Below are 13,424 nucleotides of genomic sequence, written 5' to 3' on the forward strand. Positions count from 1 at the left end.
TCGCTCCGAGCAGGGGGGCCGGCCCCGGTCCCCTGCGGACCGGTCGCCCGACCCACCCACCCGCCCGGTGCCCGCGACGTCGTGCGGGCACCGAGCACCGTGGCGCGCCAGCGCCGGAGGGAGTCCGCTGTGGACACTCGTAGGACGTTCGTGCTCGACACCTCGGTCCTGCTCTCGGACCCCAGGGCTCTCGTGCGGTTCGCGGAGCACGACGTGGTCGTCCCGATCGTGGTGATCACGGAGCTGGAGGGCAAGCGCCACCACCCCGAGCTCGGGTACTTCGCGCGCAGTGCGCTGCGGATGCTCGACGACCTGCGGATCAAGCACGGCGGGCTCGACGCGCCGCTCCCGGTCGGCACGGCCGGTGGGACCTTGCGCGTCGAGCTCAACCACACCGATCCGGCCGTCCTGCCCGACGGGTTCCGGCTCGGGGACAACGACACGCGGATCCTTGCGGTCGCCGCGAACCTCGCGCACGGCGGCGCGACGGTGACCGTCGTCTCGAAGGACCTGCCGATGCGGGTCAAGGCCTCAGCCGTCGGCCTGCGCGCTGAGGAGTACCGCGCCGAGCTGGCGGTCGACTCCGGGTGGACGGGCATGGGGGAGCTCACGCTGGTCGAGCACGAGATGACGTCCCTGTGGGAGAACGAGTCCGTCGAGCTCGCGGCGCTCGACCCCGCAGCGGTCGAGGCCGCGGGGGCGCTGTACTGCCACGAAGGGATGGTGCTGCAGTCGCCCCGGGGCTCGGCGCTCGGACGTGTCACGGCGGACAAGCGCGTGCAGCTCGTCCGGGGGGACCAGGACGTGTTCGGTGTGCACGGGCGGTCCGCGGAGCAGCGCGTCGCCATCGACCTCCTGCTCGACGACTCCATCGGCATCGTGTCGATGGGCGGACGGGCCGGGACGGGAAAGTCCGCACTCGCCCTGTGCGCGGGCCTCGAGGCGGTGCTCGAGCGGCGCAAGCACCGCAAGATCATGGTCTTCCGACCCCTGTATGCGGTCGGGGGTCAGGAGCTGGGGTACCTGCCGGGCTCCGAGGCCGAGAAGATGAACCCCTGGGCGCAGGCGGTGTTCGACACGCTCGGTGCCCTCGTGAGCACGGAGGTCCTTGAGGAGGTGCTCGCGCGGGAGATCCTCGAGGTCCTTCCGCTCACGCACATCCGCGGACGTTCGTTGCACGACGCGTTCGTCATCGTCGACGAGGCGCAGTCGCTCGAGCGCAACGTCCTGCTCACGGTCCTGTCCCGGATCGGTCAGTCGTCACGCGTGGTCCTCACCCACGACGTCGCGCAGAGGGACAACCTGCGGGTGGGGCGCCACGACGGCGTCGCGGCCGTCATCGAGGCGCTCAAGGGGCACCCGCTGTTCGCGCACGTGACCCTCACGCGCTCGGAGCGGTCCCCGGTCGCGGCACTCGTCACGGAGATGCTCGAGAGCGTCGAGGTGTGACCGCGCGCGGACCTGCCCGCCCTCGACGGGCGGGCAGGTCCCCGCGCTGACCTCCTCAGGCCTGCGGCGGCCGCGTCATGGACAGGACGTCCAGTGCCGTGTCCAGCTGCGCCTCGGTGATGTCGCCACGCTCGACGAACCCGAGGTCGATGACGGCCTCACGCACGGTGAGGCCCTGCGCGACCGAGTGCTTCGCGACCTTGGCAGCGGCCTCGTAACCGATGACACGGTTGAGCGGCGTGACGATCGACGGCGACGACTCGGCGAGAGAGCGCGCGCGCTCGACGTTGGCGGTGATGCCCGCGACCGTCTTGTCCGCGAGCGCGACGCTCGCGTTCGCGAGCAGGCGGATCGACTCGAGCACGCCGAGCGCGATGACGGGGATCTGGACGTTGAGCTCGAAGGAGCCGCTCGCGCCCGCCCAGGCCACGGTCGCGTCGTTGCCGATGACGCGGGCGGCGACCATGAGGACGGCCTCCGGGATGACGGGGTTGACCTTGCCCGGCATGATCGACGACCCGGGCTGGAGGTCGGGGATCGCGATCTCGCCGAGGCCGGTGTTCGGCCCCGATCCCATCCAGCGCAGGTCGTTGCAGATCTTCGTCAGGGACACGGCGATGGTGCGCAGCGCGCCCGAGAGCTCGACGAGCCCGTCCCGGGAGGACTGTGCCTCGAAGTGGTCACGAGCCTCGGTGAGCGGCAGCCCGGTGTCCTCGACGAGCAGCGCGATGACGCGCTGGGGGAACCCGGCGGGGGTGTTGATCCCGGTACCGACGGCCGTCCCGCCGAGGGGCACCTCCGCCGCGCGGGGCAGAGCGGTCTGCAGGCGCTCGATGCCGTAGCGCACCGCGGCGGCGTAGCCACCGAACTCCTGGCCGAGCGTCACGGGCGTCGCATCCATGAGGTGCGTCCGACCCGCCTTGACGACCCCGGCGAACTCCTCGGCCTTCGACTCGAGCGCGGCGGCGAGGTGCTCGAGCGCGGGGACGAGCCGGGTGACGACACCGGAGGTCGCCGCGAGGTGCACGGAGGTCGGGAAGACGTCGTTGGACGACTGCGACGCGTTGACGTGGTCGTTCGGGTGCACGTCGCGTCCGAGGGAGCGCGTCGCGAGGGTCGCGAGGACCTCGTTGGTGTTCATGTTCGACGACGTGCCCGACCCCGTCTGGAAGACGTCGACGGGGAAGTGCTCGTCGTAGCCGCCGGCCGCGACGGCGTCCGCGGCGGCGACGATCGCGTCCGCGATGTCGGCGTCGAGCACCCCGAGCTCGGCGTTGGCGCGCGCTGCGGCTTTCTTCACGCGGGCGAGCGCCTCGATGTGGCTGCGTTCGAGGGGGGTCCCGGAGATGGGGAAGTTCTCTACGGCGCGCTGGGTCTGCGCGCGGTAGAGGGCCGCGACCGGGACGCGCACGTCACCCATCGTGTCGTGCTCGATCCGGTACTCGCCCGTGCTGTCTGTCTCAGGTGTGGAGGTCATGAACCCATCGTGCCCCACGCCCGAGGTCCGGTTCGAGCCGGACCTCGGGCGGGCGTGGTCACACGTCGGGCTGGACGTCGCCGATGTCCCCGATGACCTCGACGAGCCGGGCGTTGCCGTCCGACAGGTCGTACTCCACACCGACGATCGCGCACCGGCCCTCGGCGACAGCCGTGGCGACACCTGCCGAGTAGGCGTGCAGCATCGACACGGAGTTGCGCACGTGCTCCCGCCGCAGGACGTCCGGCTCCACCGACACCAGGCCCCCGCCGTTCTTGGCGGTGATGTTGACGATGGACGGGATGACGCGGTCGACGACGGCACGGACGAACCCGGGGGGCTGTTCCCCTGTCGTCAGGGCGTGGGCCGCAGCGGCGACGGCGCCGCACGAGTCGTGCCCGAGGACGACGACGAGGGGGGTGCCGAGGACGTTCACGCCGTACTCGATGGAACCGATGACCGTGGTGTCGAGGACGTGGCCCGCGGTACGTACGACGAAGACGTCGCCGAGACCCTGGTCGAAGATGATCTCCGCCGCGACGCGGGAGTCCGAGCAGCCGAACACCACCGCGAACGGGTGCTGGGCGACCTTGAGCTCAGCGCGACGGTCGAAGCCCTGGGACGGGTGCAGCATGGCGTCCTCGACGAACCGGGTGTTCCCGGCGCGCAGGTCCCTCCAGGCTTCGGCGGGCGTGATCGCGTGCGGCATGTGCGGTCCAATCTGTGCGGTGGTCGGTGCTGAGGTCGCGCGGGCTCGTCTCTCGTCGGGCGCGCCGGACCAACCTCGTGTATCCCTGAATGTAGGCATCATTCAACCCGGCTCGCCCAGGTGTCCACGATGTGCGGTACCTGGATGAGCAGTGATGGAGAGACCCGTGCACCGTCGCTCGAGTTCTGTGTCCGCTGTCGCCGCAGCTGTGGTCGCGTTGTCGCTCGCCGCGTGCGGCGGCGGTGGCGACGACGGCGGCCCTCCGACGCTCACCTGGTACACGAACCCCGACGCCGGGGGGCAGGCCGACATCGCCGCCCTGTGCACCGAGGAGGCTGACGGGGAGTACGTGATCGAGGTCGCGGGGCTGCCGAAGGAAGCGTCGGAGCAGCGTCAGCAGCTGGCGCGCCGCCTCGCAGCCAACGACGCGTCGATCGACATCATGAGCCTCGACCCGCCCTTCATCCCGGAGTTCGCTGAGGCCGACTTCCTCGCGCCCATGCCGCCCGAGGTGGCGGAGGTCGTCTCCGAGGGCGTCGTCCAGGGTGCGCTCGACGGCGCGTCGTGGAAGGACGAGCTCGTGACGGCGCCGTTCTGGGCCAACACGCAGCTCCTGTGGTACCGCACGTCCGTGGCGGAGGCGGCAGGCCTCGACCTCACCCAGCCGGTCACCTGGGACCAGATCATCGAGGCCACGGCGAGCGAGGACAAGGTGCTCGGTGTCCAGGGGGCCAAGGCCGAGTCGTTGACGGTGTGGATCAACGCCCTCGTCGCCTCGTCGGGCGGGAGGATCGTCGAGAACCCGGAAGCGCCGGCGGACGAGATCAAGCTGGGGCTGGAGTCGGCCGCCGGCGTCGAGGCCGCCACGATCCTCCAGACGATCGCCGAGACGGGTGTCGGCGGCCCGGGCCTCCCGACACGCGACGAGAACGCGTCCCTCACCGTCTTCCAGGGGGACTCGGGCTCCTTCATGGTCAACTGGCCGTTCGTCTGGCCCGCCATGCAGACGGCCGTCGCTTCGGGCTCGCTCGACCAGGCCGTGCTCGACGACGTCGGGTGGGCGCTCTACCCGCAGACGAACGAGGGCGAGGAGACGGCACCCCCGTACGGCGGCATCAACCTGGGTGTCGGCAGGTTCAGCGACCACGTGGACCTCGCGTACGACGCGGTCCAGTGCATCGTCCAGCCTGAGAACCAGGCCCAGTACTTCGTGACGAACGGCAACCCGCCGTCGAACGTCGAGGCCTTCGACGACCCCGAGGTGCAGGAGACGTACCCGATGGCCGACGTCATCCGGGAGTCCCTCGAGCTCGCGGTGCCCCGACCCCAGACGCCGTACTACAACGAGGTGTCCAGCGGTCTGCAGGAGACGTGGCACCCGATCTCGTCCGTGAACCCTGACACCACCCCCGAGGTGTCGACCGATCTCATCCTTGCGGTGCTACGAGGGGAGAAGCTGCTGTGAGCGCATCAACGGCTGCGACGGGGACGGTAGGTGGCGACGGGCCACGCATCGTCGAGGACACGGGAGGGGCGGACTCGTCCGGCGGGCGTGCGCGGCGGGGGAAGAAGCCCGTCCGGAGCGATCGGGCCAAGGCGGAGATCCGCCTCGGGTGGTACCTCGCCGGGCCCGCGTTCTTCATCATGCTCGCCGTCACCCTCGTCCCGATCCTCCAGGCGATGTTCGAGTCCCTCTTCAGCTACCGCCTGACCGCGCCCGACGAGCGCACGTTCGTCGGGCTCGGCAACTATGTGGTGATCCTCGGTGACTCGGCGTTCTGGCAGGCGCTCGCCGTCACGCTCCTCATCACGGTCGTCACCGTCGTCATCGAGCTCATCCTCGGGTTCGCCCTCGCCCTCGTCATGCACCGCGCGGTGCGCAGGCTCCGCCCGATGCTGCGGACGGCCATCCTCGTGCCCTACGGGATCATCACCGTCGTGTCCGCGTTCTCGTGGTTCTACGCGTTCGACATCAACTCGGGGTTCATCAACCAATGGTTCGACTGGGTGCCGGGGATCGGTCCTGACCTCAACTGGTTCGCGGGTACCGGGACGAGCCTCTTCGTCATCATCGCCTCCGAGATCTGGAAGACGACCCCGTTCATCTCGCTCCTCCTCCTCGCGGGGCTCGCCCAGGTTCCCGGGGACCTCGAGGAGGCCGCGAAGGTCGACGGCGCGACGTCGTGGCAGGTGCTCCAGCGGGTGATCCTGCCCAACATGAAGGCGGCGATCATGGTCGCGGTCCTCTTCCGGGCGCTCGACGCGTTCCGGATCTTCGACAACGTGTTCATCATGACCGACGGTGCGTACGGGACGCGGGTGCTGTCCCTGCTCGCGTACGAGACGTCGATCAACCGGCTCGAGATCGGCCTCGGCTCGGCGATCTCCGTGCTCCTGTTCCTGTGCGTCATCGGGATCTGCGCGATCGCCATCAAGCTGTTCAAGGTCGATCTGGCCGGCGCGCGGGGGGAGAGCTGATGACCATGCTCACGACGAAGCAGAAGGTCGGCTGGGGTGTCATCACGGTCCTCGTCCTGCTCTACGCGCTCTTCCCGCTCGCCTCGATCATCGCGACCTCGTTCAAGCTCCCGAGCGAGCTCAACACGGGGACGTTCCTGCCGAAGACCTGGTCGGGGACGAACTACGAGGCCATCCTCTCCCCGGACGGAGCTGCTCAGGACCTGTTCCTCTCGGCGCTGCGCAACTCCATCGGCATCTCGCTCATCGCCACCGCCATCGCGGTGGTCCTCGCGACGCTCGCCGCGTACGCGATCGCCCGCCTGGACTTCCCGGGCAAGAAGCTCATCCTCACCACCGCGCTGGGTGTGTCGATCTTCCCCGTCATCTCGATCGTCACCCCGCTGTTCAACATCTGGCGGACGATCGGGCTGTACGACACCTGGCTCGGCCTCATCATCCCGTACCTCTCGCTCACGCTCCCCATCTCCATCTGGACGCTCGCGGCGTTCTTCCGGCAGATCCCCTGGGAGCTCGAGCAGGCCGCACAGGTCGACGGCGCGACGACGTGGCAGGCGTTCCGCAAGGCGATCGTCCCCCTCGCCGCACCGGGGGTCTTCACGACGGCGCTCATCGCGTTCTTCATCGCGTGGAATGACTTCGTGTACGGCATCTCGCTCACGTCGACCGAGGCAGCCCGTCCGGTCCCGGCTGCGCTCGCGTTCTTCACGGGAGCGTCCCAGTTCGAGGAACCGACCGGGGCCATCTCCGCGGCCGCCGTCGTCGTGACGATCCCGGTCGTCATCCTCGTCCTGCTGTTCCAGCGGCAGATCGTCGCCGGCCTCACCCAGGGCGCGGTCAAGGGGTGACCGTCTGGCGAGCCCGCTCCCACCGCGCACCGTCCCTGCTCACCACGAAGGAGTGAACTGATGGCCTCCATCACGCTGAAGAACCTGGTCAAGAAGTACGGAGACGGCTTCCCGGCGGTCAACGGCGTGAGCCTGGACATCGCCGACGGTGAGTTCGTCATCCTCGTCGGGCCCTCCGGATGCGGGAAGTCGACGCTGCTGAGGATGATCGTCGGCCTCGAGGACATCACCTCGGGGGATCTCTTCATCGGCGGCACCCGCGTCAACGAGAAGGCACCCAAGGACCGCAACCTCGCGATGGTCTTCCAGAACTACGCCCTGTACCCGCACCTGACCGTGGGGGAGAACATCGCCTTCCCCTTGCGGCTGACGAAGGGCAGGTTCACCGAGGAGGAGATCCAGGCGAAGGTCCGCAAGGCGGCAGAGACCCTCGAGCTCACCGACCACCTCGACCGCAAGCCGGGGAACCTGTCCGGTGGACAGCGCCAGCGGGTCGCCATGGGGCGTGCGATCGTCCGCGACGCGGACGCCTTCCTCTTCGACGAGCCGCTGTCCAACCTCGACGCGAAGCTGCGCGGGCAGATGCGCACCGAGATCGCCCGGATGCAGCGGCGGCTCGGGACGACGACCGTGTACGTCACGCACGACCAGACGGAGGCCATGACGCTCGGCGACCGGGTGGCGCTGCTGCGCAAGGGTGAGCTCCAGCAGGTCGCGAGCCCCCGTGCGCTCTACGAGCAGCCGGTCAACCTCTTCGTCGCGGGTTTCATCGGGTCGCCGCCCATGAACTTCATGCCCGGTGAGGTCTCCGGCGGTCAGATCACGTTGCCGTTCGGGACCTTCCCGCTGCCGGAGCGCATCGCAGCGGGCATCGGGGACCGCTCGCTCGTCATCATCGGGCTGCGCCCCGAGCACTTCGAGGACGCTGCGCTCGTCGAGGAGGGCAAGCGAGAGCGTGGAGAGACCTTCGAGGCGACCATCGACGTCACGGAGTGGTTGGGCTCGGAGCTCTACGCCTACGTCCCGTTCGAGACGCATCCCGACATCGCCGCGAAGCTCGAGGAGCTCGACCGTGACCTGGACGGGGAGGGGATGCGCACCCAGTTCATCGTCGCCCTCGACTCCGCGAGCCGCGTGCGGGACGGCAGCACGACCACCCTGTGGTTCAACCCGGAGAAGATGCTCGCGTTCGACCCGGAGAGCGGCGTGAACCTCACGCGCGACGATGCCGAGGCGCAGCGCATCGACCAGGAGAACGAGGAGGACCGCAAGGCGTCGCTCGACCGGTCGAAGAAGCAGGACGCGGACGCTGCGGCCTGAGCCGCGCCGTCGTCAGCCGAGCTCGGCCAGGCGTGGCGGGTTGGCGCCCGCGCGCGAGACGGTGATCGCCGCGACGCGCACGCACTGCTCGAGCACGTGCGTGAGCGTGCGGAGCGAGATGTCGGTGAGGGCCTCTCGGCGGTCGCCACCCAGGAGGTCGGCGCTCCAGAGTCCGTCGAGGAGTGCACCCATGAACGAGTCGCCCGCGCCGACCGTGTCGATGACCGTCACCTGCGGGGCGGCGACGTCAGCCCGGCCCGCAGCGGAGAGGGCCACCGCGCCTTCGCCGCCGTAGGTGACGACGACGAGAGCCGGGCCGGAGCTCTGCCACGAGGCAGCGACCTCGTCGAGGTCGGCGCCCGGGTAGAGCCAGCGCAGGTCCTCGTCGCTCACCTTGACGACGTCGGCTCCGCGTACGAGCTCCTCGACCTGCCCACGGACCGTGCCGGGGTCGCCCATGAGGGTGGGTCGCACGTTCGGGTCGTACGTGACCGTCGCTGAGGGGCGGGCCGCGGCGAGGACGCGTCGGACGGCCGCGCTGCCGGGGTCGAGGACGGCAGCGACGGACCCCGTGTGCACGACGACCGTGCCCTCGGGCACGGTCGCGTCCGGCGCGAGGTCCCAGGTGAGGTCGAACTCGTAGCTCGCTGCTCCGTCGGCGTCGAGGTGCGCCGTGGCGACCGACGTGGCCGGTGCGCCGGTGCTGCCCGAGGCGAGCGTGACGCCCGACTCCGCGAGCCACGCGTCGATCACCGCGCCGCGCGGGTCCCGCGCCAGCCACGTGAGGAGCTCGACGGGGCGGCCGAGCCGGCCCAGGGTGAGGGCGACGTTGGCGGGACTGCCCCCCGGGTGCTCGTCCACCGAACCGTCGGGCCGGCGGACGACGTCGATGAGCGCCTCACCGACGACGAGGGCGCGCGGGACGGGTGGCGGCGGAGTCACGGTGCCCTAGTCCTCGTCGGGGGCCTGCGTGGCGGTGCGGGCGGCCTCGAGCCGATCCCGTGCGCCGTCGAGCCACTGCTGGCAGCGCGCGGCGAGGGCCTCGCCACGCTCCCACAGCGCGAGGGACGCCTCGAGCGGCTCGCCTCCGGCCTCGAGGCGCGCGACGACCTGCACGAGCTCGTCGCGGGCCTGCTCGTAGCTGAGGTCCGCGGTGTCGGGGACGGTGGGCGCGGTGTCGTGCTGGTCGGAGGACATAGAAGAAGTAAACCAAGATCCGGCGGCGCCGGACGGATGCGCCTGTGCGCGCGGCCGAGCGCCAGGGCTACGGCTCGCCCCGGGTGGGGCGTGCCGTGGCGAAGGTCTCGCCACCTGCGAGGCGGATGCGCAGGGTATCGCCCGCGGTGACGTCGTCGGGGGCCCGGACGACCCGCCCGTCGGGCGCCTGGACGACGGCGTACCCGCGGTCGAGCGTCGCTGCGGGGGACAAGGCACGGACCTGCGCCGACATGCTGCCGATCTCCGAGCGTGCCGCGAGGAGCAACCGGTCGAAGCGGCCGCGGGCGGACTCGCGCAACCGGTCGACCTGCGCCTCGCGAGCGTCCACCATCGTCTGGGGCGCGGCGAGGACCGGGCGGGACCGGACGGAGTCGAGGCCGTGCTGCTCCCGGTCGACGCGGTGGGTGACCGCGGTGCGGAGCCGTGAGCGGGCCTGGACGATCCGGGCCCGTTCCTCGCCGACGTCGGGAACGATCCGGCGGGCCGCATCCGTCGGGGTCGACGCGCGGTAGTCCGCGACGAGGTCGAGCAACGGCGCGTCGGTCTCGTGGCCGATGGCCGAGACGAGCGGAGTCCGGCAGGCCGCTGCGGCCCGGACGAGGGCCTCGTTGCTGAAAGGAAGGAGATCCTCCACGGCGCCGCCGCCGCGAGCGACGACGATGACCTCGACCTCGGGGCGCGCATCGAGCTCGGCGATCGCGGCGCTCACCTGGGGGACAGCGCCGGGGCCCTGGACGGCGACCTCGCGGATCTCGAACCGCACCTGCGGCCAGCGCTGACGTGCGTTGACGACGACGTCGTGCTCCGCCTTCGACTCTCGTCCGCACACGAGGCCGACGACGGCGGGGAGGAAGGGCAGTGGCTTCTTGCGCTCGACGTCGAAGAGGCCCTCCGCAGCGAGGATCCGTCGGAGGTGCTCGATCCGGGCGAGGAGCTCACCCACGCCGACGGGCCGGATCTGGTCGGCCTGGAGCTGGAGCGAGCCGCGCTTGGTCCAGAACACGGGCTTGGCGCGGACGACGACGTGCGCGCCCTCGGCCAGCGGCGTCTCGACGGCTTCGAGCACCTTGGCGTACACGGACACGGGCAGCGACATGTCGGTGTCGGTGTCTCGCAGCGTGAGGAACGCCATCCCCGCCCCGGGGCGGCGGTTGAGCTGCACCACCTGGCCTTCGACCCACAGGGGCGACATGCGGTCGACGTACTCGGCGATCTTCGCGGACAGCAGCCGGACGGGCCAGGGGCGCTCCGCGGTCGTGTCCGCGGCCTTCGCGGCGAGCGGGGCGACGGGGGTGTGCTCGGACGTGTTCGGGGTGGCCACGGGTCAAGCCTGCCCCATCCGGCTGACACCGTCGGCGCGGTACGACGTGCGGGTGGCGGGTCGGGCTGGTGAAGAGCTGGTGCGGTGGATCACGATGCAGGCCGGGGTGAGGGCTTCTCGCCTAGACTCGAGGGTGTGACCGCACCCTCGATCGCCCCCGCCAGCACGACCTCCCCGGACGCGCACCGCCCCGACACCAAGCGCGTGCTCCTCGCCGCTCCGCGTGGGTACTGCGCTGGTGTGGACCGTGCCGTCATCGCCGTCGAGAAGGCGCTCGACCTCCACGGCGCACCGGTATACGTGCGCAAGGAGATCGTCCACAACAAGTACGTCGTCGAGACGCTCTCGGACCGTGGGGCCGTGTTCGTCGACGAGACGGACGAGGTGCCCGAGGGTGCGCGGCTCGTCTTCTCGGCGCACGGGGTGTCGCCGGCCGTCGTCGCGGCAGCCGAGGCGCGGTCGCTCAAGACGATCGATGCGACGTGCCCCCTCGTGACGAAGGTGCACAAGGAAGCGATCCGCTTCGCCGACGACGACTACGACATCCTCCTCATCGGCCACGCGGGCCACGAGGAGGTCGAGGGCACCGCGGGTGAGGCGCCCGACCACATCCAGGTGGTGAACTCCCCGGACGAGGTGGACAGCGTGACGGTCCGCGACCCCGACAAGGTCGTGTGGATCTCGCAGACGACCCTGTCCGTCGACGAGACGATGGAGACGGTGCGCCGGCTCCGCAACCGCTTCCCGACGCTGCAGGACCCGCCGAGCGACGACATCTGCTACGCGACCCAGAACCGCCAGGTCGCCGTGAAGAAGCTCGCGCCGGCGTGCGACCTCGTCATCGTCGTCGGGTCGACGAACTCCTCCAACTCGGTGCGGCTCGTCGAGGTCGCCCTGGATGCGGGTGCGGGCGCGTCGTACCTCATCGACTACGCGAAGGAGATCGACGAGGCCTGGCTCGAGGGTGTGACGACCGTCGGGGTGACCTCCGGCGCCTCCGTGCCGGAGATCCTCGTGGACGACGTCCTGCGGTTCCTCGCCGAGCGCGGATACGGCACCGTCGAGGAGGTCCGCACGGCGACGGAGGACCTCATGTTCTCCCTGCCGAAGGAGCTCCGGGCGGACCTCAAGCAGGCGGGCGGCCAGCCCGAGCGGTTGCGCCGCGGGTCGCGCACCCAGCTGCCCGTCCAGCCGGTCTGATCCGCACAGCTCGTCTGATCCTCCCAGCTCGTCTGATCCTCCCAGCTCGTCCGATCCTCACAGGTCGGCGGCCTCGAGGAGCTCGGGCGCCGTGAGCACCGTGAGGTGCGGCGTGATCGGGGTCGGTGCGGGCAGCTGGTCGTCGACGAGGTCGAGCTCGGAGAACCTCCGGGCGCTGACGAGCACGCGCGTCTCGAGCGAACCGACCGTGCGGTTGTAGGCGTCTGCGGACTGCTGGATCGTGCGGCCCAGGCGGGTGAGGTGCGTGGCCATGGTCGCGAGCCTGCCGTGCAGCTCCTTGCCGATGACGAGGACCTTCTGAGCGTTCTCGGCAAGGGCCTCCTGGCGCCAGGCGTAGGCGACGGTCCGCAGGAGCGCCATGAGCGTCACCGGGGTGACGATGACGACGTTGCGGCTGAACGCGTGCTCGAGCAGACCGGGGTCCTCCTCGACCGCCGCGGCGAGGAACGGTTCGGCGGGCAGGAACATGACGACGAACTCGGGCGTCGGGCTGAACTGGTCCCAGTAGCGTTTGCCCGCGAGGTCGTCGACGTGCTTGCGGACGTGCCGGGCGTGGGCCGCCAGGCGGGCCGCACGGACGTCCGGGTCGGTCGCCTGCTGCGCCTCGAGGTAGCCGAGGAACGCGACCTTCGCGTCGACGACCACGCGCTTGCCTCCCGCGAGGTGCACGACCATGTCGGGGCGGAGCGCTCCGCCGTCTGTCTCGACGTGGCTCTGCTCGACGAAGTCGACGCGGTTGAGCATGCCGGCTGCTTCGACCACGCGCCGCAGCTGCATCTCGCCCCAGGCGCCACGGACCTGCGACGAGCGCAGCGCCGTGACGAGGGAGCCGGTCTCCGAGCGCAGGAGGTCCGAGGTCTCCCGCATCCCGCGGACCTGCTCGCGGAGGGCGGCGGCGCTCGCGATGCGGGCCTCCTCCGCGGCGGTCATCTGCTGCCGGACCTCGGCGAGCGTCCGGGTGAGGGGGTCGACGAGGGAGTGGACCGCCTCCGCACGCTTGGCCATGTCTGCCTGACCGGCGACCTGCGTGGAGCGCAGCCGCTGCTCGGCCAGGCCGAGGAACTGCTCGTTGTTGGCCGCGAGGGCGTCGGCAGCGAGCGCCCGGAACTGGTCGGAGAGGCGGTCCGAGTCCTCCTGCAGCACCCGCAGCCGCTCCGCGGACCCGCGCCGCTCCGCGAGGAGCTCTGCCTCGGCTCGCGCGACCCGCACGTCGGCAGCGCGGACTGCGGCGGCCGCGCGTACCGCGCCGGCGAGGAGGCCGAGCACGGCGCCGAGCACGGCAGTGAGGAGGGGCCAGAGGATCGTTTCCATGGCGACACCTTCGCTCCAGCCACTGACATCGGCCGCCGGGCGGTCCTCCGCGCCGCGAGGAACTACTGTGCG

General features: G+C 70.7%; 12 protein-coding genes. 6 read left to right on the forward strand and 6 right to left on the reverse strand.

Annotation, left to right across the window (positions count from 1 at the left end; all coding sequences use genetic code 11):
• Positions 1–129 precede the first annotated feature (129 nt).
• Entirely contained in the window at positions 130–1,449 is a 1,320-nt protein-coding gene (phoH2, locus tag AC2AXK_RS09035) for an RNA 5'-3' helicase PhoH2 (protein ID WP_484345043.1), read from the forward strand.
• Between the two features lie 55 nt (positions 1,450–1,504).
• Here phoH2 and AC2AXK_RS09040 read toward each other — a convergent pair whose 3' ends face one another.
• Positions 1,505–2,926, reverse strand: a complete 1,422-nt coding sequence (locus AC2AXK_RS09040) for a class II fumarate hydratase (protein ID WP_484345044.1) — start codon at positions 2,924–2,926, stop codon at positions 1,505–1,507.
• 58 nt (positions 2,927–2,984) lie between these two features.
• On the reverse strand, positions 2,985–3,635 hold the full coding sequence (locus tag AC2AXK_RS09045) for a carbonic anhydrase (RefSeq protein WP_484345045.1): 651 nt from the start codon (positions 3,633–3,635) through the stop codon (positions 2,985–2,987).
• A 154-nt stretch (positions 3,636–3,789) separates the two neighbouring features.
• Here AC2AXK_RS09045 and AC2AXK_RS09050 point away from each other — a divergent pair, with 154 nt between their 5' ends.
• The 4 genes from AC2AXK_RS09050 to AC2AXK_RS09065 are packed head-to-tail and all read left to right on the forward strand — an operon-like array spanning position 3,790 to position 8,281.
• Positions 3,790–5,100: an extracellular solute-binding protein gene (locus AC2AXK_RS09050; protein ID WP_484345046.1), complete on the forward strand. Its 1,311-nt coding sequence runs from the start codon at positions 3,790–3,792 to the stop codon at positions 5,098–5,100.
• A 47-nt stretch (positions 5,101–5,147) separates the two neighbouring features.
• Positions 5,148–6,113 carry a carbohydrate ABC transporter permease gene (locus AC2AXK_RS09055; RefSeq protein ID WP_484345399.1) on the forward strand — a complete coding sequence of 322 codons (966 nt, stop codon included), beginning with the start codon at positions 5,148–5,150 and terminating at the stop codon, positions 6,111–6,113.
• A gap of 5 nt (positions 6,114–6,118) precedes the next feature.
• Positions 6,119–6,961, forward strand: a complete 843-nt coding sequence (locus AC2AXK_RS09060; protein ID WP_484345400.1) for a carbohydrate ABC transporter permease — start codon at positions 6,119–6,121, stop codon at positions 6,959–6,961.
• Between the two features lie 60 nt (positions 6,962–7,021).
• Positions 7,022–8,281, forward strand: coding sequence for an ABC transporter ATP-binding protein (locus AC2AXK_RS09065; protein ID WP_484345047.1), 1,260 nt, complete (start codon positions 7,022–7,024; stop codon positions 8,279–8,281).
• Positions 8,282–8,293: 12 nt separating this feature from the next.
• On the opposite strand, the gene AC2AXK_RS09070 is transcribed toward AC2AXK_RS09065, so the two are convergent.
• The 3 genes from AC2AXK_RS09070 to xseA form a co-directional block, all read right to left on the reverse strand.
• Complete coding sequence (locus AC2AXK_RS09070) at positions 8,294–9,223, reverse strand: carbohydrate kinase family protein (protein ID WP_484345048.1); 930 nt, start codon at positions 9,221–9,223, stop codon at positions 8,294–8,296.
• Between the two features lie 6 nt (positions 9,224–9,229).
• Entirely contained in the window at positions 9,230–9,478 is a 249-nt protein-coding gene (locus tag AC2AXK_RS09075) for an exodeoxyribonuclease VII small subunit (protein ID WP_484345049.1), read from the reverse strand.
• A 67-nt stretch (positions 9,479–9,545) separates the two neighbouring features.
• Positions 9,546–10,820 (reverse strand): exodeoxyribonuclease VII large subunit, encoded by a 1,275-nt coding sequence (gene xseA, locus AC2AXK_RS09080; RefSeq protein ID WP_484345050.1) that lies wholly within the window; start codon positions 10,818–10,820, stop codon positions 9,546–9,548.
• A gap of 135 nt (positions 10,821–10,955) precedes the next feature.
• On the opposite strand from xseA, the gene AC2AXK_RS09085 reads away from it, so the two are divergent.
• On the forward strand, positions 10,956–12,020 hold the full coding sequence (locus tag AC2AXK_RS09085; protein ID WP_484345051.1) for a 4-hydroxy-3-methylbut-2-enyl diphosphate reductase: 1,065 nt from the start codon (positions 10,956–10,958) through the stop codon (positions 12,018–12,020).
• 57 nt (positions 12,021–12,077) lie between these two features.
• On the opposite strand, the gene AC2AXK_RS09090 is transcribed toward AC2AXK_RS09085, so the two are convergent.
• Positions 12,078–13,352 carry a DNA recombination protein RmuC gene (locus tag AC2AXK_RS09090; protein ID WP_484345052.1) on the reverse strand — a complete coding sequence of 425 codons (1,275 nt, stop codon included), beginning with the start codon at positions 13,350–13,352 and terminating at the stop codon, positions 12,078–12,080.
• Between the last annotated feature and the right edge of the window lie 72 nt (positions 13,353–13,424).

The organism is Sanguibacter sp. Z6_81, from assembly GCF_057180625.1.

Coding starts and splice junctions, on each gene's coding strand:
- AC2AXK_RS09040 (WP_484345044.1), bottom strand. CDS start 2,926: ATGACCTCCACACCTGAGACAGACAGCACGGGCGAGTACCGGATCGAG.
- AC2AXK_RS09045 (WP_484345045.1), bottom strand. CDS start 3,635: ATGCCGCACGCGATCACGCCCGCCGAAGCCTGGAGGGACCTGCGCGCC.
- AC2AXK_RS09050 (WP_484345046.1), top strand. CDS start 3,790: ATGGAGAGACCCGTGCACCGTCGCTCGAGTTCTGTGTCCGCTGTCGCC.
- AC2AXK_RS09060 (WP_484345400.1), top strand. CDS start 6,119: ATGCTCACGACGAAGCAGAAGGTCGGCTGGGGTGTCATCACGGTCCTC.
- AC2AXK_RS09065 (WP_484345047.1), top strand. CDS start 7,022: ATGGCCTCCATCACGCTGAAGAACCTGGTCAAGAAGTACGGAGACGGC.
- AC2AXK_RS09075 (WP_484345049.1), bottom strand. CDS start 9,478: ATGTCCTCCGACCAGCACGACACCGCGCCCACCGTCCCCGACACCGCG.
- AC2AXK_RS09090 (WP_484345052.1), bottom strand. CDS start 13,352: ATGGAAACGATCCTCTGGCCCCTCCTCACTGCCGTGCTCGGCGCCGTG.